Origin of the sequence: Inquilinus limosus, from assembly GCF_051487185.1 — a bacterium.
Lineage (GTDB): Bacteria > Pseudomonadota > Alphaproteobacteria > DSM-16000 > Inquilinaceae > Inquilinus > Inquilinus limosus_F.
Genome location: NZ_JAHVDK010000004.1, coordinates 46,689 through 68,873, shown reverse-complemented (window position 1 = coordinate 68,873; position 22,185 = coordinate 46,689). Strand labels below are relative to the sequence as shown.

26 protein-coding genes are annotated in these 22,185 nt (G+C 70.8%); 15 read left to right on the top strand and 11 right to left on the bottom strand.

What is annotated here, in order from left to right; all coding sequences use genetic code 11:
* Window positions 1–57: 57 nt before the first annotated feature.
* Entirely contained in the window at window positions 58–378 is a 321-nt protein-coding gene (locus KXR53_RS05645; protein ID WP_437374120.1) for a hypothetical protein, read from the bottom strand.
* Between the two features lie 149 nt (window positions 379–527).
* Here KXR53_RS05645 and KXR53_RS05640 point away from each other — a divergent pair, with 149 nt between their 5' ends.
* Both KXR53_RS05640 and KXR53_RS05635 read left to right on the top strand, forming a co-directional pair.
* On the top strand, window positions 528–1,301 hold the full coding sequence (locus KXR53_RS05640; RefSeq protein WP_437374119.1) for an SDR family NAD(P)-dependent oxidoreductase: 774 nt from the start codon (window positions 528–530) through the stop codon (window positions 1,299–1,301).
* A 177-nt stretch (window positions 1,302–1,478) separates the two neighbouring features.
* Window positions 1,479–1,928 (top strand): DUF4279 domain-containing protein, encoded by a 450-nt coding sequence (locus KXR53_RS05635; protein WP_437374118.1) that lies wholly within the window; start codon window positions 1,479–1,481, stop codon window positions 1,926–1,928.
* A 13-nt stretch (window positions 1,929–1,941) separates the two neighbouring features.
* Here KXR53_RS05635 and KXR53_RS05630 read toward each other — a convergent pair whose 3' ends face one another.
* On the bottom strand, window positions 1,942–3,036 hold the full coding sequence (locus tag KXR53_RS05630; RefSeq protein WP_437374117.1) for a lactonase family protein: 1,095 nt from the start codon (window positions 3,034–3,036) through the stop codon (window positions 1,942–1,944).
* 125 nt (window positions 3,037–3,161) lie between these two features.
* Here KXR53_RS05630 and KXR53_RS05625 point away from each other — a divergent pair, with 125 nt between their 5' ends.
* A complete protein-coding gene (locus KXR53_RS05625) occupies window positions 3,162–3,413 on the top strand; it encodes a DUF3297 family protein (RefSeq protein WP_437374116.1) in 252 nt (83 codons plus the stop codon).
* Here the strand turns inward: KXR53_RS05625 and KXR53_RS05620 are convergent.
* The 3 genes from KXR53_RS05620 to KXR53_RS05610 form a co-directional block, all read right to left on the bottom strand.
* Complete coding sequence (locus KXR53_RS05620) at window positions 3,383–3,973, bottom strand: aspartate/glutamate racemase family protein (RefSeq protein ID WP_437374115.1); 591 nt, start codon at window positions 3,971–3,973, stop codon at window positions 3,383–3,385. The genes KXR53_RS05625 and KXR53_RS05620 overlap by 31 nt on opposite strands.
* Window positions 3,964–4,416 (bottom strand): very short patch repair endonuclease, encoded by a 453-nt coding sequence (locus KXR53_RS05615; protein WP_437374114.1) that lies wholly within the window; start codon window positions 4,414–4,416, stop codon window positions 3,964–3,966. The genes KXR53_RS05620 and KXR53_RS05615 overlap by 10 nt, the downstream gene beginning before the upstream one ends.
* Window positions 4,417–4,508: 92 nt before the next feature.
* Entirely contained in the window at window positions 4,509–5,729 is a 1,221-nt protein-coding gene (locus KXR53_RS05610) for a PLP-dependent aminotransferase family protein (RefSeq protein ID WP_437374113.1), read from the bottom strand.
* A gap of 374 nt (window positions 5,730–6,103) precedes the next feature.
* Here KXR53_RS05610 and KXR53_RS05605 point away from each other — a divergent pair, with 374 nt between their 5' ends.
* The 4 genes from KXR53_RS05605 to KXR53_RS05590 are packed head-to-tail and all read left to right on the top strand — an operon-like array spanning window position 6,104 to window position 11,115.
* The gene (locus KXR53_RS05605) at window positions 6,104–6,886 is read left to right on the top strand and encodes a Tll0287-like domain-containing protein (RefSeq protein WP_437374112.1); all 783 of its coding nucleotides are present in this window, start codon (window positions 6,104–6,106) and stop codon (window positions 6,884–6,886) included.
* Window positions 6,887–6,924: 38 nt separating this feature from the next.
* The gene (locus tag KXR53_RS05600) at window positions 6,925–9,693 is read left to right on the top strand and encodes a response regulator (protein WP_437374111.1); all 2,769 of its coding nucleotides are present in this window, start codon (window positions 6,925–6,927) and stop codon (window positions 9,691–9,693) included.
* A 2-nt stretch (window positions 9,694–9,695) separates the two neighbouring features.
* Entirely contained in the window at window positions 9,696–10,076 is a 381-nt protein-coding gene (locus KXR53_RS05595; protein ID WP_437374110.1) for a response regulator, read from the top strand.
* Window positions 10,069–11,115, top strand: coding sequence for an adenylate/guanylate cyclase domain-containing protein (locus tag KXR53_RS05590; protein WP_437374109.1), 1,047 nt, complete (start codon window positions 10,069–10,071; stop codon window positions 11,113–11,115). The genes KXR53_RS05595 and KXR53_RS05590 overlap by 8 nt, the downstream gene beginning before the upstream one ends.
* Before the next feature lie 168 nt (window positions 11,116–11,283).
* Here KXR53_RS05590 and KXR53_RS05585 read toward each other — a convergent pair whose 3' ends face one another.
* Window positions 11,284–11,502: a hypothetical protein gene (locus KXR53_RS05585; protein ID WP_437374108.1), complete on the bottom strand. Its 219-nt coding sequence runs from the start codon at window positions 11,500–11,502 to the stop codon at window positions 11,284–11,286.
* A gap of 108 nt (window positions 11,503–11,610) precedes the next feature.
* On the opposite strand from KXR53_RS05585, the gene KXR53_RS05580 reads away from it, so the two are divergent.
* A complete protein-coding gene (locus tag KXR53_RS05580; protein ID WP_437374107.1) occupies window positions 11,611–12,711 on the top strand; it encodes a LacI family DNA-binding transcriptional regulator in 1,101 nt (366 codons plus the stop codon).
* A gap of 65 nt (window positions 12,712–12,776) precedes the next feature.
* Window positions 12,777–13,067, top strand: a complete 291-nt coding sequence (locus KXR53_RS05575; RefSeq protein WP_437374106.1) for a hypothetical protein — start codon at window positions 12,777–12,779, stop codon at window positions 13,065–13,067.
* A gap of 7 nt (window positions 13,068–13,074) precedes the next feature.
* Here KXR53_RS05575 and KXR53_RS05570 read toward each other — a convergent pair whose 3' ends face one another.
* The gene (locus KXR53_RS05570; RefSeq protein WP_437374105.1) at window positions 13,075–13,773 is read right to left on the bottom strand and encodes a haloacid dehalogenase type II; all 699 of its coding nucleotides are present in this window, start codon (window positions 13,771–13,773) and stop codon (window positions 13,075–13,077) included.
* Between the two features lie 42 nt (window positions 13,774–13,815).
* Window positions 13,816–14,760, bottom strand: a complete 945-nt coding sequence (locus KXR53_RS05565) for a 2-hydroxyacid dehydrogenase (protein WP_437374104.1) — start codon at window positions 14,758–14,760, stop codon at window positions 13,816–13,818.
* 128 nt (window positions 14,761–14,888) lie between these two features.
* On the opposite strand from KXR53_RS05565, the gene KXR53_RS05560 reads away from it, so the two are divergent.
* Window positions 14,889–15,428 carry a glutathione peroxidase gene (locus KXR53_RS05560; RefSeq protein WP_437374103.1) on the top strand — a complete coding sequence of 180 codons (540 nt, stop codon included), beginning with the start codon at window positions 14,889–14,891 and terminating at the stop codon, window positions 15,426–15,428.
* A gap of 382 nt (window positions 15,429–15,810) precedes the next feature.
* On the top strand, window positions 15,811–16,107 hold the full coding sequence (locus KXR53_RS05555) for a GYD domain-containing protein (RefSeq protein ID WP_437374102.1): 297 nt from the start codon (window positions 15,811–15,813) through the stop codon (window positions 16,105–16,107).
* Window positions 16,108–16,138: 31 nt separating this feature from the next.
* Here KXR53_RS05555 and KXR53_RS05550 read toward each other — a convergent pair whose 3' ends face one another.
* On the bottom strand, window positions 16,139–17,419 hold the full coding sequence (locus tag KXR53_RS05550; protein WP_437374101.1) for an adenylate/guanylate cyclase domain-containing protein: 1,281 nt from the start codon (window positions 17,417–17,419) through the stop codon (window positions 16,139–16,141).
* Window positions 17,420–17,524: 105 nt separating this feature from the next.
* A complete protein-coding gene (locus KXR53_RS05545) occupies window positions 17,525–17,941 on the bottom strand; it encodes a MarR family winged helix-turn-helix transcriptional regulator (protein WP_437374100.1) in 417 nt (138 codons plus the stop codon).
* Between the two features lie 248 nt (window positions 17,942–18,189).
* On the opposite strand from KXR53_RS05545, the gene KXR53_RS05540 reads away from it, so the two are divergent.
* Window positions 18,190–20,025: a chloride channel protein gene (locus KXR53_RS05540; RefSeq protein WP_437374099.1), complete on the top strand. Its 1,836-nt coding sequence runs from the start codon at window positions 18,190–18,192 to the stop codon at window positions 20,023–20,025.
* A gap of 98 nt (window positions 20,026–20,123) precedes the next feature.
* Here the strand turns inward: KXR53_RS05540 and KXR53_RS05535 are convergent, their stop codons facing one another.
* Entirely contained in the window at window positions 20,124–20,903 is a 780-nt protein-coding gene (locus KXR53_RS05535; protein ID WP_437374098.1) for a gamma-glutamyl-gamma-aminobutyrate hydrolase family protein, read from the bottom strand.
* 71 nt (window positions 20,904–20,974) lie between these two features.
* Here KXR53_RS05535 and KXR53_RS05530 point away from each other — a divergent pair, with 71 nt between their 5' ends.
* The 3 genes from KXR53_RS05530 (at window position 20,975) to KXR53_RS05520 (ending at window position 22,126) form a co-directional block, all read left to right on the top strand.
* Window positions 20,975–21,103, top strand: coding sequence for a hypothetical protein (locus tag KXR53_RS05530; RefSeq protein WP_281171505.1), 129 nt, complete (start codon window positions 20,975–20,977; stop codon window positions 21,101–21,103).
* Window positions 21,104–21,236: 133 nt separating this feature from the next.
* A complete protein-coding gene (locus KXR53_RS05525) occupies window positions 21,237–21,638 on the top strand; it encodes an SET domain-containing protein (RefSeq protein WP_437374097.1) in 402 nt (133 codons plus the stop codon).
* The gene (locus KXR53_RS05520) at window positions 21,635–22,126 is read left to right on the top strand and encodes a GNAT family N-acetyltransferase (protein ID WP_437374096.1); all 492 of its coding nucleotides are present in this window, start codon (window positions 21,635–21,637) and stop codon (window positions 22,124–22,126) included. The genes KXR53_RS05525 and KXR53_RS05520 overlap by 4 nt, the downstream gene beginning before the upstream one ends.
* The last annotated feature ends 59 nt before the right edge of the window (window positions 22,127–22,185 follow it).

Genomic DNA, 22,185 nt, shown 5'->3' with positions numbered 1-22,185 from the left:
TGCTCCGCATCGCGCCCGCGGTATGGTCGGCGAGCCACGTCAGAGGGGCGCTTCCTCTCAGATCGCCCACCACCAGCGCAGCCGGCGCAGCAGGCCGGGGCCGACCGGGCGCGGCAGCAGCTCGGCCCGGCCGCCGCCGAAGGCGCGGGACACGACCTCCGGCGCGGTGAAGCCGAAGGCCACCGCCTCCTTGGCCTCGTCGGCCTGGCCCAGCAGCGCCGCCAGCCCGCCCAGCAGCACCAGGCCGGCGAACATCAGCCAGAAGAACCAGTCGCGCAGGAACTGTGGCGCGCCGTCGTGACGGCCCTTGATCAGCCGCAGCAGGTCCGGCAGCGCGCCGCCGAGACAGCCCAGGGCGAAGATCTCCCAATCGATCATGGCGCCGACCCCCCGATTGACAATCGGGATGACGGTTATCATCTCTGGTTCAGATGATGATCATCATATAAAGATCGTCGTCCGCAGGCCGCCGGGAGAAGCCGGGCGGCGCTTCCCATTCGGCGCCCGGTGGGGCGCAGGAGACCGAGATGAGGTTGAAGGACAAGGTGGCGCTGATCACTGGCGGCAATGCCGGCATCGGCCTGGCGACGGCGCGGCTGTTCGTGGCCGAGGGCGCGAAGGTGGCGATCACCGGGCGCAACCGCGAGACGCTGGACGCCGCGGCGCGCGAGCTGGGCGACGCCGCCCTGGCGCTGCAGGCCGACGCCACGGATGTCGAGGCGCTGGAACGGGCGGCGGCCGAGGCGGCGCGGCGCTTCGGCCCGCTCGACATCGTCTTCGCCAATGCCGGCATCGGCGGCGCCACGCCGCTGGGCCAGACCGGGCTGGCGGCGTTCGAGCAGATCATCCGCACCAACCTGACCGGCGTGTTCTTCACGGTGCAGGCGGCGCTGCCACATCTGAAGGACGGGGCGTCGGTCATCCTCAACGGCTCGGTGCACAGCCTGCTCGGAGTGCCGGGCTATTCCGCCTATGCCGCGGCCAAGGGCGGGGTGCGCGCGATGGGCCGGGTGCTGGCGTCGGAACTGTCGCCGCGCGGCATCCGGGTGAACGTGGTCTCGCCCGGCGCCACCGACACCGACATCTGGTCTGCCGCGGCGCCGACGCCGGAGGCCCGTGCGGGCCTGGTGCAGCGCCTCAGCCAGGCCATCCCGCTCGCCCGCTTCGGCCGGCCGGAGGAGGTGGCGAAGACCGTGCTGTTCCTGGCCTCGGACGAATCGAGCAACGTCCAGGGGGCGGAGCTCTTCGTCGACGGCGGCACCACCGGCTCGCCCGCGGGGGCGCCGGTGTATCGGGGCTGAGCTGTCCCGCCGGCGCTGGTGCTGATCATATCCCTTTCCGTCATGGCGAGGCGCGCAGCGCCGTGGCCATCCAGCGGCTCGATCCCTGGATTGCCACGCCCCTTCGGGGCTCGCAATGACGGGTCAATATTTCGGGCTGCTGGTATAATCTCGGGCCAGACCAGCGGGAGGTGCGCGGTGGCGGCGAATGTCGAGACCGAAGACGACGACCCGAAGCGGCTCGACGTCGAACTGTTCATCGTTCATCCGACCATGGACCCGGTCGACATCACGGCCGCACTGGGGCTGGAGCCTTCGCACGTCCACCGCGTCGGGGATGATCGGAAGACGCCCAAGGGAACGCCTCTGCCGGGGCAGTATCGCGACACGCGATGGCGATACGGCATCCGCCACGATATCCGGGGCCAGCATTTCCGGCATCAGGTCGCCGCCCTGCTCGATCAACTTGGCTCGCGCAAGTCATTCCTTGCGGAGCTTCGGGCCACCGGGGGTGAGGCAATGCTGATCGTGCAGTTCCTCGGCGACGGGTATTTCGGGGACGTATTGCCCCTGAGCCTCATGTCCAGGCTGATCGACCTGCAACTGGACTTGGGCCTTGAGGTCTACACCGTCCCGCAGTCGCCCTGATCAGCACCCGTGCTCACCCCGGCGGAAACACCACCATGTTCGGGCTGCCGATGGGCAGGTATCGGCCGGTGAATTCCAGCCGGCCGGACTGCGGGTCGACCCGGAACAGGGTGACGTTGTCGCTGCGCCGGTTGCAGGCGAACAGGAACCGGCCGGTCGGGTCCAGCGCCACGTGGTTCGGGTAGTCGCCGCGGGTCCATTCCGCGTCCAGCCAGCGCAGCGCGCCGTCGGGCCCGATCGCGAAGATGGCGATACTGTTGTGCAGCCGGTTGCCGGAATAGAGGAAGCGGCCGTCGCGGCTGATCGCCAGCGCCGAGGCGAAGCTGGAGCCGGCGAAGCCCGGCGGCAGCGCGCTCAGCTGCTGCCGGAAGGCGGCGCGGCCGATCGCCGGGTCCCAGTCGTGCACGGCCAGCTGCGACGCCTCCTCATAGACCGTGTAGAGCACGCGGCCGTTCGGGTGGAAGGCGAGGTGCCGCGGCCCGGCCCCGGCCGAGGCGGCGGGGAAGAAGGTGGCCGGGCGCAGCGCCCCGGCGGCCTCGTCCAGGATCCAGACATGGATCCGGTCCTGGCCGAGATCGGTGCTCAGCACGAAGCGGCCTGCGGTCTCGATGATATGGGCGTGCGGGCCGTCATGGCCGCTGATGGCGAAGCTGCCAGGCGGCGCGGCCTCGGCCCGGTCCGGCCCGACCGGGCCCTCGGGCGCCTGCACATCGGTGGCGGCGCCCAGCGACCCGTCCGCCGCGATCGGCAGCACCGTCAGCCGGCCGTCGCCGTAATTCGCCACCAGCAGGTGCCGCCCGCCGGGATGGACGCTGCCATGCGCCGGAACGGTGCCGCCGGAGCCGACGGTGTTCAGCGCCGTCAGCGCGCCGCTCTCCCGGTCCACCCGGTAGGCGGTGACCGCGCCCTGCGCCGCGCCCTCGAAGCTGTCGATCTCGTTGACGGCGTAGGCGTGCCGCCCGTCCGGGGCGAAGGCCAGCCAGGACGGGCTCGGCCCGGCGACGCTCTTCAGCGCCTCCAGCCCGCCCGTCTCCGCTTCCAGCCGGGCCAGGGTGATGCCTTCGCCGTTGCCGGACGCGCCGGTGTAGCTGCAGATGTAAAACAGCATCGCCCAGCCTATCCCTGTCGTCTCGGGGTCTTGCAGACCTCGATACCATCCGTCTCACGCATTGTCAGCGTCGCCGCGCGCGGCTATCACGCGCCGATCCGCCGCCTCTGCCGGGAGCCGAACCGATGAGCGACACCCCGCCCGACCGCCTGTCGAGCAACCCGAACAGCCCGCATTACGACGAGGCCGTGCTCCGCCGCGGCGTCGGGGTGCGCTTCAACGGCACCGAACGCACCAATGTCGAGGAGTACTGCGTCAGCGAGGGCTGGGTCCGCCTGGCCATGGGCAAGGCGCTGGACCGCCGCGGCAACCCGCTGACCCTGAAGCAGACCGGCACGGTCGAGCCCTATTTCCGGGACGAGCCGCCGAAGGGCTGAGCGCCGGCGCCGAGGGACCGCAGCGCCGCGTCCAGCGCCGCCTCCAGCGGCTCGATCACGGTGACGGCATGGCCGCGCGCCGTCAGCTCCGACCGCAGCCGCGCCGCGACCTCGGCCCGGCCGGTGCTACCGACCAGCAGCACGGTCGCGCCGGCCTCGACGGCGGCCAGGGCATGGGCCAGCGGATCCTGCGCCAGCATGTCGGCATCAAGCCAGGCGCGCTTGCGGCGGCCGGCCAGGCGGCGCATCTCCTCGCCCGGGCCGATCACCGGGATCGCCGCCACCGCCGCCCGCGCCTCGGCCAGGCCGACATCGGAGGTGCAGTCGATGATCACGGCGTCGATGCCGTCGCGCTCGGCCTCCTCGATCCGGCGCAGCACGCCCGGCCGGGCGGCCTCGATATCGGCGTCGCTGCGCACCGCCAGCGGGCCGTCCTGGTTCTGAACATGGCTCAGCGTCACCCCCGGCCGGGCCAGCCGGGCGAGGTCGTCGCGGATCGCCGCCAGCGTCTCCGGCCGCGGGTCGGTCGTCGGCGCGACCAGCCGGATCTTCAGGACCATGCCGCAGGGTGGGCCGGATCGGGCGGGAAGGGAAGGCGGCAGACGCGCTCACCGATCAGCCGCCGCAGCTCCCCGGTGTCCTCGGTCTCGCATTCCCACAGCACCACGACACGCCAGCCGGCGGCGGCCAGCGCTGCGGCGGCCCGGGCGTCCCGCTCGGCATTGGCCCGGAACTTCTCGGCCCAGTAGTCGGGCCGGGTCCGCGGCCGCCGCGCCTTGCGGCAGCCGGCGTGCTGGTGCCAGAAGCAGCCATGCACGAACAGGGCGACACGCCGCCTCGGCAGCACCATGTCGGGCGTGCCGGGCAGGTCGCGCCGGTGCAGCCGGAAGCGCAGCCCCAGGGCGTGCGCGGCCCGGCGGGCGCGGCGCTCGGGCGTGGTGTCCTTGCCCTTGATCCGGGCCATCAGCCGGGATCTCTCTTCGGGCGTCAGCCGGTCGGCCATGCCGGGTCTCCTGGGTGGCGGGCCTGCCTTGTCCGCCACCGGCCCGGCCGGGCCAATCCGGTTCTTGCGGGTGTGTCGGGCGGCTGCCCGCCTCAGGCCGCCACCCGCTCCGCGCCGGCGATCAGGCGGCCGAGCCGGGCGATGCCCTCCTCGATCGCGGCCTGGTCGGCCAGGGAGAAGGACAGGCGCAGCGTGTTGCCGCCGGTGCCGTCGGCGTGGAAGGCCCGGCCGGGGACGAAGGCGACGCCCTGGTCGACCGCGCGGGCCAGGAGGTCGGCGCCGTCGAGCCCTTCGGGCAGGGTCACCCAGATGAACATGCCGCCCTCGGGCCGGGTCCAGCCCACCCCCGCCGGCATGTGCCGCTGCAGCGCCGCCAACATGCGGTCGCGCCGGTCGCGATAGGCGGCGCGGATCTTGGCCAGCTGGGCCGGATAGGCGTGCTCGGCGGCGTGATGCATCACCATCTGGTTGATGGTGGGGGTGTGCAGATCGGCCGCCTGCTTGGTCAGAACCAGCTTCTGCACCACCGCGCGCGCGGCGCAGATCCAGCCGATGCGCAGGCCCGGCGCCAGGGTCTTGGAGAAGCTGCCGCAATGGATCACGCGGCTGCGGTCGATGTCGCCCCTGGCCGCGACGTCGAGGGCCAGCAGCGGCGGCACGTCCTCGCCGTCGTAGCGCAGCGCCTGATAGGCCGAATCCTCGATCAGCGGAATGTCCAGCTCCTCCGCCAGGACCAGGGCGCGCTCGCGGGCCGCCCGGCACAGCGTCTCGCCCGAGGGGTTGGCGAAATCCGGCGTCAGATAGGCCAGCCGCACCCGGCTGCCGGCCGCCTCGGCCGCCATGCGATAAGCGTCGGGCGTGGCGTTGCCGTGCGCAGGATCCAGCCGGTCGTAGCGCGGCTCGTAGGGGTTGAAGGCCTGCAGCGCGCCGAGATAGGTCGGCCAGGCCACCAGTGCCGTGTCACCGGGCGACAGGAACAGCTTGCCGAGATAATCGAGCGCCTGCTGCGAGCCGGAGGTGATCACGATGTTGTCGATGCCGCAGGGCACGCCGATCGACGCCATGTGCCGGGCGATCCACTGCCGCAGCGGGGCATAGCCCTCGCTGACCGAGTACTGCAGCGCGGTGCCGCCGGCGGCGAGCGCGGCCTCGTAGCCGCCGCGGATGGCGTCGGCCGGGAACAGCGCCGGGTCGGGGATGCCGCCGGCGAAGGAGATCACGCCCGGCCGGTCCAAGAGCTTCAGCAGCTCGCGGATTTCGGAGGCGCGCATCCGCGCGGCGCGGGTGGCGTAATGGCTCTCGCCGATGCTCATGAAATCCTCGGTCTTCCTGGGCCGGCGCGCTCCGGCGCCGTGTCCCGACCGAACCATGGGGGGTTGATTTATGTCAATGAGGCTGACCTATTTCATGCCAGAGTTGCGCAAGCCGCGGGGCAAAAGGATACTTTGTTTCCAGACGGGAGGTGCTCTCGGCAGGGGTGCCGCATGCCCACGGGACTGGCCGTCTGATGCCGCGGGCGCCATACTCCAAAGGAGTTAGGCCCCCTCCCGCCCGAGTAATGGGGAAGTCATCGCCATCAGCCGTTTTGGTCAATCTTGCGTTCCGGCGGCAATGCCGATATCCTGAAAACTGCGTTACTTCTTTTCCTATCCTTGATGAATACTGAGGCTTTTGCCTAGGGATTCTGATGAATTGGGACGGTCGCCTGCCGTTTAGGACTATCGGGGCGAGGAAGACGCTCGCGTCCCTCGTTCTGCTGGGCGTGCTCGCGGCGGGCCTGCCGCCGGTTCTGGCCGCGGCGCAGGACGACGTCGACAACGCCCTCCGCCTCGCCGAGTTCCTGGGCAGCGCACGCGTCGTGATCTCGGCCCAACAGCGCCGGATCAACGATCCCGCCCTGGCCGACAAGGGGCTGACGGGCGATGCCGTCGTCGAGCAGGCGGCCCAGGCCATGGCCAAGGCGACCGGCACCGACCCGCGCAAGCTCGATCCCGCTTCCGAGAAGGGGCGCCTGCTGGCCGCCATGGCGCGCGCGGTCAAGGAGGTGGTGGACGCGAACCAGGCGCTGATCAATCAGAAGGGCGTTGGCTTCAAGGGCTTCGTGCCCGCCGTCTTCGCCCGGATGGTGACCGAGCAGTTCCGCCGCGACCAGAGCGGCCGGGCCGAGATCAAGGTGACGGCGCCGCCGGAGCTGGTGCGCAACCGCAAGGCCTCGCCCGACGCGTTCGAGACCGAGATCATCCGCAGCAAGTTCCAGTCGCCGGGCTGGGCCAAGGGCGACATCTACGCCGAGACGACCACCGTCGCCGGGCGGCCGGCCACCCGCGTCCTGATGCCGGAATATTACGGCGCCGACTGCCTCGTCTGCCACGGCTCGCCGAAGGGCGAGATCGACATCACCGGCTATCCGAAGGAGGGCGCGAGCCTGGGAGATCTGGGCGGCGTCATCAGCATCACCCTGTTCGACTGATCCCGACCGGCGATGAGCCGCCGGTCCCGAGGAGCGGCATGTCGCAGTTCTCGATTCGCGCCCGTCTCGTCTTCCTGGCGATCGTGCTGCTGGCGATCCTGACCCTCTCCACGCTCTACCTGAACCGCCAGGTCTCGGCCGAGGCGGCGGCGCTGGCCGAGGAGGCGCGGCTGGTGACGGTGCTGAAGACGGCGAACAAGGCGAACAAGGATTTCGGCGACCTCAAATACTGGCTGACCGACCTAGCCGTCAGCCTGCTGGTGCGGTCGGAACAGAACGCCCTCGCCGCGCGGGACCAGCTGGCGGCCGACCTCGCCGCGCTGGCCCCCTACGATCCCGACGGCGTGCGGGCGATCCAGGCCGAGATCGGGCCGCTGATGGACCAGGCGCTCAAGGCCGTCGACGCCTACACCAACGACCAGCGCGTCGTCGGCAACGCCCTGATGGCGCTGACCCGCAACCACATCCAGGCTGTCGATGCCGCCCTGGCCGCGATGGTCGACCGGCTGGAGAGCGAGGCCGTCGCCATGCGCGACGCGGCGGTCCGGAACGCGGAGACAGCGGTCCGGCTGTCATTGGCCACCGGCGTCCTCGCCTTCCTCCTGGCGGCGGTGCTGACCGCGGTCATCGTCCGCTCGATCATCGGACCGCTGCGTCAGCTCGAAGAGGCCATGGCGGCGATCACCGGCGGCCGGCTCGACGTCGAGCTGCCGCCGGCCGGGCATGACGAGATCGGCGCGATGACCCGGACCCTCGGCCTGCTGCAGCGGAGCCTGATCGAGCGCGACCGGCTGGAGCGGCAGCACCGCGAGGCCGAGGCCGAGGCGCAGCGGGCCCAGCGCCAGCTCGGCGAGGCGATCGAGACGATCTCCGAGGGTTTCGCGCTCTACGATGCCGATGACCGGCTGGTGATCTGCAACAGCCGCTATCGCGAGATGTATGCCGGGCTCGATGTCGAGATCCGCCCGGGCGTGCGCTACGAGGAGGTGATCCGCGCCGCGGGCGAGGCCGGGCTGATCCCCGACGCCGCCGAGCATCTCGACGCCTGGCTCTCGGCGCGGCTCGACCGCCATCACCATCCGGGCGGCGCCTATGAGCAGCGGCGGGCCGGGGGGCGCTGGCTGAAGATCAGCGAGCGCGTCACCGCCGATGGCGGCTGCGTCGGCGTGTTCACCGACATCACCGAGCTGAAGGCGCGGGAGGCGCAGCTCGGAGAGCTGGTCGACCGGCTCGCCGATGCGCGCGACCAGGCGACCCAGGCGACCCTGGCCAAGAGCCGCTTCCTGGCCAATATGAGCCACGAGCTGCGGACCCCGCTCAACGCCATCATCGGCCTGGCGGAGATGTTGTCGGAAGACGCGGAAGACCAGAAGCTGGAGGAGTTCCGCGAGCCGCTCGATCGCATCCTGCGTGCCGGCCGGCACCTTCTGACCCTGATCAACGACGTGCTCGACCTGTCGAAGATCGAGGCCGGCCGCCTGGAGCTGCACGAGGAGGAGATCGATCTCTCCACCCTCGTCGCCGACGTGGCCGGGGCGGCGCAGCCGCTGGCCGAGCGCAACCGCAACCGTCTGGTTGTGGAGCGGCCGGCTGAGCTCGGCGCCATGCGGGCCGACCTGACCCGCCTCAGGCAGATCATCCTCAACCTGCTCAGCAATGCCTGCAAGTTCACCGAAGGCGGAACGGTGACGCTGGCGGTGGCGCGCGACCCGGATGCCGGTGGCGATTGGGTCCGCTTCCGCGTCTCGGACACCGGCATCGGCATGACCAGGGAGCAGCTCGGCCGGCTGTTCCAGGAATTCACCCAGGCCGACAGCTCGACCACCCGGAAATACGGCGGCACCGGGCTGGGGCTGGCCATCTGCCAGCGGCTGGCGGCGCTGATGGGCGGCACCATCGCGGTCGAGAGCGAGCCGGGCGTCGGCACCAGCTTCACCGTCCGCCTGCCGGCGGGCGGCACCGCGAAGGCGGAGGTGATCCCGGGACCCGCCCCCGCAGCCGTCAGCATCGCCGGTCCGCCGGCGCCAGCCCCCGCGCGCGGCGGCGCCGACCGTGTCCTGGTGGTCGATGACGACGCCACGGTGCGCGACCTGATGCGCCGCTTCCTCAACCGCGAGGGCTTCGACGTCTTCACCGCTGAGAATGGCGCCGAAGCGCTGGTGGCCGTCCGCACGCTGCGCCCCTCGGTCGTCACCCTCGACGTCCTGATGCCCGGCATGGACGGCTGGAGCGTGCTGCAGGAGATGAAGTCGGATCCGGAGCTGGCGGGCATTCCGGTGATCATGGTGACGATCGTCGACGAGAAGCAGAAGGGCATCGCCCTCGGCGCCTCCGACTTCCTCAACAAGCCGATCGACCGCGGCCGCCTGGCCGCGATCCTGGCCCGCTTCCGGTCCTCGGTCGGGGCGGCGCGGCGGGTGCTGGTGGTCGAGGACGATGCCGCGACCCGCGCGATGATGCGCCGCCTGCTGGTCGCCGAGGGCTGGCAGGTCGTCGAGGCGGGCGACGGCCGCGAGGCGCTGGAGCGGATGGGCCGCGAGCGGCCGGACCTGATCCTGCTCGACCTGATGATGCCGGAGATGGACGGCTTCGAGTTCCTCGCCGCCTGCCGCAAGGTGCCGGATTATGCCGGCATCCCGGTCATCATCGTCACCGCCGCCGACCTGACTGAGCATGACCATCGCCGCCTCAACGGCGGCGTCGAGCACATCCTGCAGAAGGCCGCCTTCGAGCAGCACGAGCTGCTGGCGCAGATCCGGCAGCTGGTCGGCCGCTACGCGACGGCCGCGACCCTGCGGAGGGCATGACCATGGCGACGATCCTCTATGTCGAGGACAACGAGGACAACATCTACATGCTGTCGGCCCGTCTGAAGCGCCGCGGCTTCGACGTCGTCGCCGCCCGCGACGGGGCGGAAGGGGTCGAGGCGGCGGGCCGCGAGCGCCCGGACCTGATCCTGATGGATCTCAGCCTGCCGGTGATCGACGGCTGGGAGGCGACGCGCCGGATCAAGGCGGCGGCCGATACGAGCGGCATCCCGGTGATCGCCCTGTCGGCCCATGCCATGGCGGGCGACCGGGAAAAGGCCCTGGCCGCGGGGTGCGACGACTACGACACCAAGCCGGTCGACATGCCGCGGCTCCTGGGGAAGATCGAGGCTCTCCTCGGCAGGGTGCGGCGCGATGGCTGACCCGGCGGCCGCGATCCTGATCGTCGACGACGACGAGACCAACCGCTACACCCTGGCCCGCCGCCTGCGCCGCGAGGGATACGAGGACCTGACCGAGGCCGCGGACGGCGCCGCGGCGCTGGCGCTGCTGCGCAGCCGCCGGTTCGACCTCGTGCTGCTCGACATCATGATGCCGGGCATGGATGGCTACGAGGTGCTGCGGACGCTGAAACTGGACCCGGCGCTGAGCGATATTCCGGTGATCATGATCTCGGCGCTCGACGCGATCGACAGCGTGGTGCGCTGCATCGAGCTGGGGGCCGAGGACTACCTGCCTAAGCCGTTCAACCCCACCCTGCTGCGGGCACGGGTCGGCGCCTCGCTGGACAAGAAGCGGCTGCGCGACCAGGAGGCGGCCTATCTCGACCAGATCGAGCGCGAGAAGGAGCGCAGCGATCGTCTGCTGCGCGCCATCCTGCCGCCCGGTGCGATCAGCGAGCTCAAGGCGACCGACAAGGTCACGCCACGCCGCTACGACGACGTGGCGGTGCTGTTCTGCGACATCGTCGACTTCACCGCCTATTGCGACCGCAACCCGCCGGAGCAGGTGGTGGCCGAGCTGCAGACGCTGATGGAGGCGTTCGAGCAGGTCGTCGCCTGCCATGGGCTGGAGAAGATCAAGACCATCGGCGACGCCCTGATGGCGACGGCGGGCCTGCTGGAACGGGTGGAGGATCCGCTGCCGGCCGCCATCCGCTGCGGCCTCGACCTGGTGGCGGCGACCCGGCAGACCCAGCCTGGCTGGGGTGTCCGCATCGGCATCCATCACGGCCCGGTGGTGGCGGGCATCATCGGCCGGCGGCAGTTCCTGTTCGACCTCTGGGGCGACACGGTGAACACGGCGGCACGGATCACCGCCTGCGCCCATTCCAATTCGGTGTTCCTGAGCGCCGCGTTGTGGCGGCGCATCCAGGACCGCTGCCGGGCGCGCAGCCGCGGCTTCTACGAGCTCAAGGGCAAGGGGCCGCTCGAGCTGGTCGAGTGCGAGGGGATCGATTGATACCGGAAGCCTTCGAAATCGGCTCTCCGGCCTTTTTCGTCATGGCGAGGCGCGCAGCGCCGTGGCCATCCAGGCGCCGGTATCGCTGGATGGCCACGCCCCTTCGGGGCTCGCCATGACGGGTTAATATTTCGGGTCATTGGTATGAGAGCCTGGGGCATCGCGCCCTCAGCAGGCCTTGCGCAGGGCGAAGGACGGCGCCGGCGACGGCACCGATGAGCTCCGCCTGCTGCATGGCTGCGGTGCGGCCGGCCGCGGCGCGGCGTCCTGCTCGGCGGCGAAGGCTTCCAGTTCCGCCGCCACCGATGGCGGCAGGTCCCGGAAGCGGCTGCCCAGCCGGATCTGCATCAGATGCGCGACCAGTGGGAATCCGGTCATGAAGCTCATGACGGCCTCCTTTGAATCGATTTTTTGAATCGATTCATAAATGCCTGGCCCCGAGACAGACGTCAAGTGAAATTTGAATCGGTTCAAAACCGGCGCTAGGGTAGGGCCATGCCCGAGGACGCCCCGACCGCGACGCCCGACGCTCCGCCCGAGATCCCGAAGCCCAAGGCCCGGCTGCGCGACATCGCCGCCGCGGCGGGGGTGGCGCAGGGCACCGTGTCGAACGTGTTCAACCATCCCGAGCGGGTCAGCGACGCGATCCGCGAGAAGGTGATGGAGGCGGCCGCGGCGCTCGGCTACCAGGGCCCGGACCCGCTGGCCCGCATGCTGCGCACCGGCCATATCGGCACCGTCGCGGTGATGATTCCGGAGGGGCTGAGCTACGCCTTCGGCGACCCGGCGGCGCTGGCCCTGATCCAGGGCGTCGCCGCGGTGTGCGACGACACCGGGCGGGGCATCTCGGTCTATGCCGCCGCGGATGTGGACGCGGCGCGCCGGGCCCTCGGCTCGGCCGCGGTCGACGGCTTCATCATGTACTGCATGGAGGAGGAGCCGGGGGTCCTCGACATCATCAAGAGCCGCGGCCTGCCGGTGGTGACGGTCGACCAGCCGCTGGTCGAGGGCTGCCGCACCGTCACTGTGGACGACCGCAGCGGCGCGGCGGCGGCGGCCCGGCACCTGCTCGGCCTCGGCCACCGCCGCATCGGCGTGCTGTCGATGGAGCTGATGCCGGATTCGCGCGAGGGCGCGGTGTCGCTGCGCCGCATCCGCGACTCGATCTACGCCGCCTGCCAGCAGCGGCTCTACGGCTATCTCGAGGTGCTGGCCGAGGCCGGCATCCCGGCCGGCCAGGTCGCGATCGAGGAGTGCCTGTTCGAGGCGGAGTCGATCGAGCGCAGCATGCCGCGGTTGCTGCGGCGCCAGCCGGGGATGACCGCGATCCTCGCCACCTGCGACCGGCTGGCGCTGTGGGCCATGGACTGGCTGGCGCGGCAGGGCCTGTCGGTGCCGGGCGACATCTCGGTGATCGGCTTCGACGATATCGCCGCGGCCGCGACCTCCAATCCGCCGCTGACCACGATCCGCCAGCCGCTGGTCGAGAAGGGGCGGGCGGCGGCGGAGCTGCTGATCGACCCGCGCGGCCGCAACGAGATCCATTTCGGCACCGAGCTGGTGCTGCGCGCCTCGACCGGCCCGGCGAAGGAATAGCGCGGCGGGACGGAGCGGCCTTGGCCGCGGCCTCGTGGCACCCCATATATTGTGCGGAGGTCGCCATGAGGACCCTGCTTCTGGCCGCCGGCATCGCGCTGGCGGCCGACATGGCGCAGGCCGGTCCGGCGGCTCCGGTCTGTGCGCCATACGACGCCTTCGCCGCCGCCCTCCGTGATCAGGCCAGGGAAGTTCCGGTCGCCCGGATGCTCTCGACTCAGGGGCATGTGATCGAGATCCTGGCCAGCCCCGGCGGCGAGACCTACACCATCCTGATTGTCACCCCCGGCGGCCTGGCCTGCGTCGCCGATATCGGCCTGGCCTATTCGCCGGTGCCGGGGAAGCCCGCGGTCTGAACGAAGGTCAGGCCCCGACCAGGGCCGGCAGCGCTTCCAGCGTAGAGACCTCGCGGTCCGGCGCGCCGGGCAGGCGCTCCGGCCGCTGCCGGCTGCGGTTGCACCAGACCACCCGCATGCCGAAGGCCGAGGCGGCATAGGCGTCCCAGCCATTCGATGACTGGAAGGCGATCGCCTGCGCCGGCAGGCCGAGCGCGTCGAGCGCCATCTGGTAGACCTTGGGATGCGGCTTGTAGACGCCGGCCTGCTCCACCGACAGCACGGCATCGAACAGCCCCTCCAGCCCGGCCCCGGCGACCAGGGCCTCGAGCATGCGCGGCGTGCCGTTCGACAGGATCGCCGTCTTCAGCCCGGCGGCGCGCAGCCGGCGCAGCACCTCGGGCACCTCCGGATAGGGATCGAGCGTCAGGTACAGCTGCATCAGCCGGTCGCGCAGACCGAGCCGGTCCCGCGGGCCGGGCCGGCCGATCGCCAGCGTCTCCAGCGCGAAATCCAGCGCGTCGCCGGTCACCTGCCAGAAATCGGCGTGGCGGCCCTGCGCCGCCCGCAGCCAGGTGTAGGCCAGCTGCTTTTCGCGCCACAGGGCGGCCAGCGGGGCGGCGTTGTCGCCCAAGAGGTCGGCGCTGCGCCGGGCGGCGGAGGCGGTGTCGAACAGCGTGCCATAGGCGTCGAAGACGCAGGCCTGAACCCCGGTCAAAGGTGTCATGGCTCGCCTCGTTTCATCGGCATCGGGCGGGCCATCATAGCGCTACACCGCGTTCGGCAGCGGACGGCCGGCGAAGAAATTCTCAAGGCTCTCGATCGTCATCCGGCACATCTCGCGATGGGCGGCCTCGGTCAGGCTGGCGATGTGCGGCGCCAGCACCACGTTCTCCAGCCGCTTCAGCGCCTCCGGCACCTCGGGCTCGTGCTCGAACCCGTCGAGGCCGGCGCCGGCGATGGCGCCGGATTCGAGCGCCGCGATCAGGGCCGCCTCGTCCACCACCTCACCGCGGGCGATGTTGACGACATGGCCCCGCGGCCCCAGCGCCGCCAGCACCGAGCGGTCGACGATGCCGCGGGTGCTCTCGTCCGAGCGGCAGGAGACGACCAGGATGTCCGCCCATTCCGCCAGGGAGGCCAGGGTGGGATTATAGGTCCAGGGCACGCCCGGCTTCGGCCGGCGGTTGTGATAGGCCACCTCCATGTCGAAGGCGGCGGCGCGGCGGGCGATCTTCTCGCCGATCGCGCCGAGACCGAGGATGCCGACCCGGCGCCCGGCCAGGCCGGTCGAGATCAGCTCCGGCGGCGCGGCCGCGCGGGTCCAGCGCCCGGCGCGGATGAAGCGGTCGCCCTCGCCCAGCCGGCGCACGCTGGCCAGCAGCAGGGCCAGCGCCATGTCGGCAACGCAGGCGGCGTTGGCGCCGGTGTTGCTGGTGACCACCACGCCGCGCTCCCGCGCCGCGGCGACGTCGATCCGCTCATAGCCCGAACCGTAGCAGGCGATGATGCCGAGATGGGGCAGCCGCTCGATCAGCGCCCGGTCGATGCCGATCACGCCGATCGTGACCACGCCGCGGATGCGGTCGGTCTCCGGCAGCGGGTCGGCGGCGGCGCTGGCGCGGGAATGCTCGACCAGGTCGAAGCGCTCGCGCATGGCGCGCAGCGAGGCCTCCGGCATGCCGGGGTGGAGGTGCAGGACGGTTTCGGGCACGGGCGGGGTTCCATCGCCGGGGATCGGGCGGGTCCTGGTCCTAGCACGGGATTCGCCGCTGGGGCATCAGGGTCTTGCACCCCGCGGCGCGGCGGCGCAGCGTGGGGCATCCCGTCGGAGGTCTCCCGATGCTGGCCCGATTCATCGTCCTGGTGCTGATCATGATCGCGACTCCCGCCGCGGCCCGGCCGCTCGACTGGTCCGCCGTGCCGCTGCCGAAGCTGGAGGGCGGCGCCTTCGCCCCGGACGCCTTCGCCGGCAAGGTGGTGCTGGTGGTCAACACCGCCTCCTTCTGCGGCTTCACCCGGCAGTATTCCGGCCTGCAGGAGCTGTGGGCCCGCAACCGCGACCGCGACTTCGTGCTGCTCGGCGTGCCGTCGAACGATTTCGGGGCGCAGGAGCCGGGCTCGGCCGGCGAGATCAAGGAATTCTGCGAGACCAATTTCGGCATCGACTTCCCGATGCTGGCGAAGCAGCCGGTGGTCGGCGCCGACGCCCATCCGCTGTACCTCTGGGCGGCGCAGCAGGATGCGGCGGCCGTGCCGAAATGGAACTTCCACAAGCTGCTGATCGGCCGCGACGGCAGCCTGCTGGCCGCCTTCCCGAGCGCCGCCGAGCCGACCGGGGCGGAGGTGACGAAGGCCGTCGACGCGGCGTTGGCGCGCTGAGGGGTGGCGGGCCGGAGGTTTGCATCCGGCACGACGTCCCCAGATCGATGCGGGCGCTCCATGCGCCCATGCTCGCCGTCTGCAGGCGTTTTCGGTCGACGGTGATGGTTTTATGTGACTTTTGTGCACGTTAAGGGTAATATTCCAATAGATAAAAAGTAGAAAATCTCATCCTGGGGAGGTATTCCATGACAATCATCTTCAGGGTAGATCAGTCGACGCGCCCGAAAGGATCTTAGGATCTTTCTCGGCCGCTTGGTGTGGGATGTGGCCGGCGTCGGTCATTTTCTATATTCTTCGGCCGGTCAAAAGTTCACCTGCTGCGATCTTCTCCGGCACATCTCAGTCTTTCGCTGCAACCAGCGTTGCGTGGGAGGTCAAGATGGCTGCCTATTGTATGCTCATCAACTTCACGGATCAGGGAATCCGGACGATCCGTGATGGCGCCAAGCGCATCGATGCCGCGCGGGAACTCGCCCAAGGCCTCGGCGTCGAGTTGAAGGAACTGTTCCTCTGCATGGGACCATACGATGTCATGGTCCACCTGAATGCTCCGAACGACGAGGCCGTCGCGACATTCGTGCTCGCCGTCGGCTCGCGCGGAAACGTCCGGACCACCACGATGAAGACGTTCACGGAGCAGGAATACCGGAAGATGCTGGGCAACCTTCCGGAATAGCGAGGCTTGCGTCCGGCCTCGTCCCGCCACCCTAGCCGACGGCCCGCCAGAACGCCTCGTTCGGCAACATCCCCGCCGGGTCGGTCGAGAATTCCGGGCGGATGCGGCGGAGGAAGGCCATCGGCATGTGGCCCATGTGTTTCACCTCCACCGTCCCGCGTGGCTCGGTCTCGAAGAGGTGGCGGACATGCATCTCGGTCGAGGCCGAGATGTTGACGAGGCCGGGTTCGCAGGCCGCCTCCATGCGCTCGGCCACGTTCACCGAGTTCCCCCAGACGTCGTAGGTGAACTTCCGCTTGCCGACCACGCCGGCGACTAGCGGGCCGGTGTTGATGCCGATGCGCAGCTCCCAGGGCGGGAGGTGCAGCGCCTCGCGCTGGCGGTTCAGCCGGGCGGTGACCGCCTGCATCCGCAGCGCCGCGAGGCAGGCGTCGACGGCATGGGTGCGGTTCGTCTCGGGCAGCCCACCGACGCAGAGATACGCGTCGCCGATGGTCTTGAGCTTCTCCAGCCGGTGCTCGCCGGCGATGTCGTCGAAGGCGGCGAAATGGCGGTCGAGCTGCTCGATCAGCCCGGCCGGCTCGAACCGCTCGGTCAGCCGGGTGAAGCCCTTGAAATCGGCGAAGAGGACCGTCGCCGATTCGTAGTAGCTGGGCCGGACCCGCTGGTTCTCCCGCAGTTCGGCCGCGATCGACGCCGGCAGGATGTCGAGCAGCAGCCGGTCCGACTTCTCCTTCTCGGCGACCAGCGCCGCGCGCGCCTCGGTCAGCTCCCGCACCATGCGCTCGCGCTCGATCAGCCGGCGCCGCAGCTCGAGCTGCGCCATCGCCTGGCGGGCGAGGCGGCGCACCGCCTCCTGCTGCTGCGGGGTGATCTCGTGCGGCTCGAAATCGACGACGCAGAGCGTGCCCAGCGCATAGCCTTCCGGATTGATCAGCGGCATGCCGCAATAGACCCGGACATAGGGCTCGCCCACCACCGTGCCGAGCTGGTTGAACCGCTCGTCCTTGGTCGTGTCGGGCACGTAGAGGAGGTCGTTGAAGAACAGCGTCTGGGCGCAGATCGTGACGTCGCGCGGGCACTCCGTGATCTCGGGCGGAAGCCCGTACTTCGCCTTGATGAAGTCGCGCCGCTCGTCGATCAGCCCCAGGAGGGCGACGGGGCAGCCGCAGATCTGGGCCGCGAGCTCGGTCAGCGCGTCATAGGCGAATTCCGGCATCGTATCCAGGATGTCGTACTGGCGGAGCGCGGCCACGCGCGATGCCTCGTCCACCGCCGCGAGCGGAGTCGGGACCGGAGTGAAGACCGACATCGTCGGACCTCCCTGAACGCCCGCCGTCATGGGCGGGTCTTGCCGTCGAGTATACTCCGATCCGGCCCTGGCGGCACGGCGATGTCCGGCCTGGAGCCCGTCCCCCTAGCCGTCTGTCCCCAGCCGCTGCAGCAGCGCGGCCAGGGTGGGGCCGAGGCGGCGCAGCTCGTCGCGATGGCTGGCTGACAGGCCTGCCAGCACCTCCTCGGCCCGGTCGGTGAGGCCGACCAGGGCACGGCGGCGGTCCGCCGGGTCGGTCTCGCGCCGCACCAGGCCCAGAGCCTCCAGCCGGTCGACCAGCCCGACCGTGCTGTGGTGGCGCTGCACCAGCCGCTCCGCCAGCTCGCCGATCGTCACCCGGTCGCGCCCCGGGAACCCCTTGATCGCCAGCAGCGCCTGGTGCTGCTGCGGCGTCAGCCCGGCCGCCTTCGCCGCCTCGCCGCTGAAGTCGAGGAAGCGCCGCAGCGCGTGGCGGAACGCCGCCAGCGCCTCGTAATCCGCCTTGCTCAGGGCCTGGGTCATCGGGCCGCGCATCCTCGCTCTTGAAAATATATCGTATTACGATATTTATCCGGCGTCCGGGCTCAGAGACCGCTCGGAAATGCGCTGGTGTGAGTCGGCTGGCGGTGGTTTCGAGAACCGGCGCGCAGCGGACGTTTGGGTCCATGAGCACCGGAAGCGCAGAAACCGCCGTCAGACGGCCGCACCAGTAGCATTTCCAAGCGGTCTCTCAGCGCCGGATGCCCCTTGATCCTCCGGAACCCGGCCCGATGTCGAGACCCGCAGACCCGGCGGCGGCCCAAGCTCCCCTTGGCCGCGCCCCCGCCCCGACCCGTTCCGCCGCCAGGCCCTCCGTCAAGCTGGGCGACTTCACCATCGATCGCGGCGCGCTCCGGCTGATCGCCATGGCGCCGGTGGTCGGCACCGCCGGGACCGCCGCCGCCTGGGCGCTGCTGCAGCTGATCGCGCTGGTCACCAACCTCGCCTGGTTCGGCCGGTTCTCGACCGCATCGGTCGATCTCGGCCGGTCGCCGCTCGGCCTCGCCGCGGTGCTGGTGCCGCCGGTCGGCTGCCTGATCATCGGCCTGATGGCCCGCTATGGGTCGGAGAAGATCCGCGGTCACGGCATCCCGGAGGCGATCGAGGCGATCCTGATCGGCAGCAGCCGGATCCAGCCCAAGGTGGCGGTGCTGAAACCGCTGTCCTCCGCCGTGTCGATCGGCACCGGCGGGCCGTTCGGCGCCGAGGGCCCGATCATCATGACCGGCGGCGCGCTGGGGTCGCTGTTCGCCCAGCTGTTCCACCTGACGGCGGCGGAGCGGAAGACCCTGCTGGTCGCCGGCGCCGCCGCCGGCATGACCGCGATCTTCGGCACCCCGGTCGCGGCGGTGCTGCTGGCGGTCGAGCTGCTGCTGTTCGAATGGAAGCCGCGCAGCCTGATCCCGGTCGCGGCCGCCGCCATCATCGCCGCGGCCTGGCGCCCCCTGCTGTTCGAGGCCGGGCCGCTGTTCCCCTTCGCAGGCATGGTCGACCTGTCCGGCCCGGCCCTCGCCGCGGTGATCGGCGTGGGCATCGCCGCCGGCTTCGGCTCCGGCCTCCTGACCGCGCTGGTCTACGGCTTCGAGGACCTGTTCGAGCGGCTGCCGATCCACTGGATGTGGTGGCCGGTGCTGGGCGGCGTCGCCATCGGCCTGGGCGGCCTCGTCGATCCCGCGGCGCTCGGCGTCGGCTACGATTCGATCCGCGCGCTCCTGGCCGGCCATCTGGCCGCGGGCGAGGTGCTGCGCCTGCTGGTGGTGAAGGCGCTGATCTGGTCGATCGCGCTCGGCTCCGGCACCTCGGGCGGCGTGCTGGCGCCGCTGCTGATCATGGGCGGGGCGCTGGGCGCGCTGGAAGGCACGGTTCTGCCCGGCGGCAGCGGCGTCTGGGCCCTGCTCGGCATGGCGGCGATGATGGGCGGCACCATGCGCTCGCCGCTGACCGCCGCGGTCTTCGCGGTCGAGCTGACCGGCAATCTCGGGATGCTGCCAGCCCTGCTGGCCGCCTGCATCGCCGCCTATGCCGTCACCGTGCTGCTGCTGAAGCGGTCGATCCTGACCGAGAAGATCGCCCGGCGCGGTCACCACATCCTGCGCGAATACATCGTCGACCCGTTCGAGCTGACCCGGGTGGCCGATGTCATGGTGCCCCGGGTCGACACGCTGCCGGCGGCGATGCCGGTGGAGCAGGCGATCGCCTTCTTCACCGACGAATCCGCGGGTCCCCGGCACAAGAGCTATCCGGTGGTCGACGCCGCCGGCCAGCCGGTCGGCATGGTGGCGCGGGCGGATGTGCTGCGCTGGACCGTCTCCGGCTGGCCGCGCGGCACCACCCTCGCCGACGCCGTCGCCGGCGGTCCGCTGGTGCTGGGCCATCCGGACGAGCTGGCGGGGCGCCTCGCCGACCGGATGGCGGAGGCCGATGCCGGCCGCGTCCCGGTCACCCGGCGCGAGGACGGGGTGCTGATCGGCATCGTGGCCCGCAAGGACCTGCTGCGGGTGCGGGCGAAGCTGCGGGCCGAGGAGATCGACCGCGCCCGGCTCCTGCGGCCTGGCGGGCAACGGTAGAACGACGCCGACAGAATACCGAGCGTTTTGCGTTGCCTCTCCCGCCTGGCGGGAGAGGCAACGCCTTCGCAGTCTCGCGGTGACAGAGCTGGTGGAAACTACTCCGCCGCGGCGCGGCGGCCGTCGCGGTCGGCAGCGTAGCGGCGGACCGCCTTGCCGAAGGCCTCGAACAGCGCCGTCGAATCCGGGTTCTCCCGGAACTTCCATTCCGGGTGCCACTGGGTGGCAAGGCCGAAATAGGGCGCGGCCTCGATCCGCACCGCCTCGATCTGCCCGTCCGGCGCCACCGCCTCGACCGCGAGGCCGGCGCCCAGCCGGTCGATGCCCTGGGCGTGGATGGTGTTGACCGTGGTCTCGGCCTTGCCGAACAGCGCCGCCAGTGCGCCGTTCTCGGTCAGGCTCACCGGATGGGCCGGGCCGTACTGCGCCTCGACCGGCTTGGTCTCGTCGGCGCGGTGGTCGGTGCGGCCGGGCACGCGCTCGACATGCTGGTACAGAGTGCCGCCGCAGACCACGTTCAACTCCTGCAGGCCGCGGCAGATCGCCAGCAGCGGGATGCCGCGCTCGACCGCGCGGCGGATCAGCGGCAGGGTGGTGGCGTCGCGGTCCGGGTCGTGCAGCGTGCCGGGCTCGCTGGCCTCGCCGGCGTAATGCTTCGGCTCGACGTTGGACAGGCTGCCGGTGATCAGGAGGCCGTCCACCCGGTCCAGCACCGCGTCGATATCGTGCCAGTCGCCCAGCGCCGGGATCAGGAAGGGCAGGCAGTCCGCCCCCTCCGACACCGCCCGGATGTATTTGTCGCCGACGACGTGGAAGGGATGGGCCCCGGTCTGCTTGACGCAGGCGGGGATGCCGACGACGGGGCGGGATGCGGACATGTCGAGCTCCTGGACCGATACGCCATATTTCGCCGCGCGGGGCCGGTTCGACCAGCCACGCAGGGGCGGGAATGGCCCTGCGGCTGGCGCATGGCTCGGCGTTCGGCAACAAGGCGTTGTTTGCCCCCTTCCGGCCGACCACCAACCGTGGTTATAAGCGATTCAAGAAGGAGAGACCGTTTGGAAATGCGCTGATGTGAGTCGGCTGGCGGTGGTTTCGAGAACCGGAGCGCAGCGGACATGGAGGTCCGTGAGCACCGGAAGCGCTCGAGCCCGCCGTCAGACGGCCACAGCAGTAGCGTTTCCAAACGGTCTCGGAAAGCGGGGGGCACCATGTTCCTGGTTCCGACCTACGTCGCGCCCAGCGCGATCCACGGCCTGGGCGTCTTCGCCGCGGCGCCGATCGCCAAGGGCACGCCGATCTGGCGGTTCGACCCGGCGATCGACAAGGTGGTGCCGCAGGATGTCGTGGCCGCGCTGCCCGAGGTGCCGCGCCGCTTCTTCGAGACCTACGCCTATCTGTCGCCGGACATCCCGGGCGGCTATGTCGTCAACGGCGACGACGCCCGCTTCCTGAACCACGACGACGACCCGAACACCGACAATTCCGGCCCGGTGACCCTGGCGGCGCGCGACATCGCGGCGGGCGAGGAGATCACCTGCGACTACACGGTCTGCTGCCTGGAGGAGCGGGACGGCCCGCTGGCGCGCCGGCTGGAACCGGCGGAGTCGTGACCGACGGGCTGGTCCTGCGGCCGATCCGTGAGGCCGATCTCGACGCCGTGCGCCGGCTGCAGGCCGACTCCTTCGCTGCCCTGGCCGGCGACATGCACAGCCCGGCGCAGATCGCGGCGCATGTGGCGCTGATCATGGCGCCGGACTATGCGGGCGAGCTCTTGTCGAACAACATCCTGGTGGCGGAGGCGCCGGACGGGCGTCTGGTCGCCACCGCCGGCTGGTGCCGGGTGCCGGACGACCCGGCCGCGGCGCGGCTGCGCAAGGTCTTCGTCGCCCCGGACCGGGCCGGCCAGGGCCTCGGCCGCCGCATGGTCGAGGCGGCGGAAGCCGCCGCCCGCGCCGCCGGCTTCCGCCGCTTCCGGGTGCGCGCCAACGCCAATGCCGAGGCGTTCTACGCCAGGCTCGGCTACCGCCCCGTCCGGCGCGAGGAGATGCCGACGGCCGCGGGCGTCGCCCTGCCGACGGTGATCATGGTCAAGGGCTGAGGGGCGGGGCGATGCGAGGACCGGATTCTGCTCGGTGCGGACGTGGCAGCCGATGCTGG

What these genes read in the sequence shown, in the direction of transcription:
- KXR53_RS05645 (WP_437374120.1), bottom strand. Translation starts at nt 378, where the DNA reads ATGATCGATTGGGAGATCTTCGCCCTGGGCTGTCTCGGCGGCGCGCTG.
- KXR53_RS05640 (WP_437374119.1), top strand. Translation starts at nt 528, where the DNA reads ATGAGGTTGAAGGACAAGGTGGCGCTGATCACTGGCGGCAATGCCGGC.
- KXR53_RS05630 (WP_437374117.1), bottom strand. Translation starts at nt 3,036, where the DNA reads ATGCTGTTTTACATCTGCAGCTACACCGGCGCGTCCGGCAACGGCGAA.
- KXR53_RS05625 (WP_437374116.1), top strand. Translation starts at nt 3,162, where the DNA reads ATGAGCGACACCCCGCCCGACCGCCTGTCGAGCAACCCGAACAGCCCG.
- KXR53_RS05620 (WP_437374115.1), bottom strand. Translation starts at nt 3,973, where the DNA reads ATGGTCCTGAAGATCCGGCTGGTCGCGCCGACGACCGACCCGCGGCCG.
- KXR53_RS05615 (WP_437374114.1), bottom strand. Translation starts at nt 4,416, where the DNA reads ATGGCCGACCGGCTGACGCCCGAAGAGAGATCCCGGCTGATGGCCCGG.
- KXR53_RS05610 (WP_437374113.1), bottom strand. Translation starts at nt 5,729, where the DNA reads ATGAGCATCGGCGAGAGCCATTACGCCACCCGCGCCGCGCGGATGCGC.
- KXR53_RS05605 (WP_437374112.1), top strand. Translation starts at nt 6,104, where the DNA reads ATGAATTGGGACGGTCGCCTGCCGTTTAGGACTATCGGGGCGAGGAAG.
- KXR53_RS05600 (WP_437374111.1), top strand. Translation starts at nt 6,925, where the DNA reads ATGTCGCAGTTCTCGATTCGCGCCCGTCTCGTCTTCCTGGCGATCGTG.
- KXR53_RS05595 (WP_437374110.1), top strand. Translation starts at nt 9,696, where the DNA reads ATGGCGACGATCCTCTATGTCGAGGACAACGAGGACAACATCTACATG.
- KXR53_RS05590 (WP_437374109.1), top strand. Translation starts at nt 10,069, where the DNA reads ATGGCTGACCCGGCGGCCGCGATCCTGATCGTCGACGACGACGAGACC.
- KXR53_RS05585 (WP_437374108.1), bottom strand. Translation starts at nt 11,502, where the DNA reads ATGAGCTTCATGACCGGATTCCCACTGGTCGCGCATCTGATGCAGATC.
- KXR53_RS05580 (WP_437374107.1), top strand. Translation starts at nt 11,611, where the DNA reads ATGCCCGAGGACGCCCCGACCGCGACGCCCGACGCTCCGCCCGAGATC.
- KXR53_RS05575 (WP_437374106.1), top strand. Translation starts at nt 12,777, where the DNA reads ATGAGGACCCTGCTTCTGGCCGCCGGCATCGCGCTGGCGGCCGACATG.
- KXR53_RS05570 (WP_437374105.1), bottom strand. Translation starts at nt 13,773, where the DNA reads ATGACACCTTTGACCGGGGTTCAGGCCTGCGTCTTCGACGCCTATGGC.
- KXR53_RS05560 (WP_437374103.1), top strand. Translation starts at nt 14,889, where the DNA reads ATGCTGGCCCGATTCATCGTCCTGGTGCTGATCATGATCGCGACTCCC.
- KXR53_RS05555 (WP_437374102.1), top strand. Translation starts at nt 15,811, where the DNA reads ATGGCTGCCTATTGTATGCTCATCAACTTCACGGATCAGGGAATCCGG.
- KXR53_RS05550 (WP_437374101.1), bottom strand. Translation starts at nt 17,419, where the DNA reads ATGTCGGTCTTCACTCCGGTCCCGACTCCGCTCGCGGCGGTGGACGAG.
- KXR53_RS05545 (WP_437374100.1), bottom strand. Translation starts at nt 17,941, where the DNA reads ATGACCCAGGCCCTGAGCAAGGCGGATTACGAGGCGCTGGCGGCGTTC.
- KXR53_RS05540 (WP_437374099.1), top strand. Translation starts at nt 18,190, where the DNA reads ATGTCGAGACCCGCAGACCCGGCGGCGGCCCAAGCTCCCCTTGGCCGC.
- KXR53_RS05535 (WP_437374098.1), bottom strand. Translation starts at nt 20,903, where the DNA reads ATGTCCGCATCCCGCCCCGTCGTCGGCATCCCCGCCTGCGTCAAGCAG.
- KXR53_RS05530 (WP_281171505.1), top strand. Translation starts at nt 20,975, where the DNA reads ATGGCCCTGCGGCTGGCGCATGGCTCGGCGTTCGGCAACAAGGCGTTG.
- KXR53_RS05525 (WP_437374097.1), top strand. Translation starts at nt 21,237, where the DNA reads ATGTTCCTGGTTCCGACCTACGTCGCGCCCAGCGCGATCCACGGCCTG.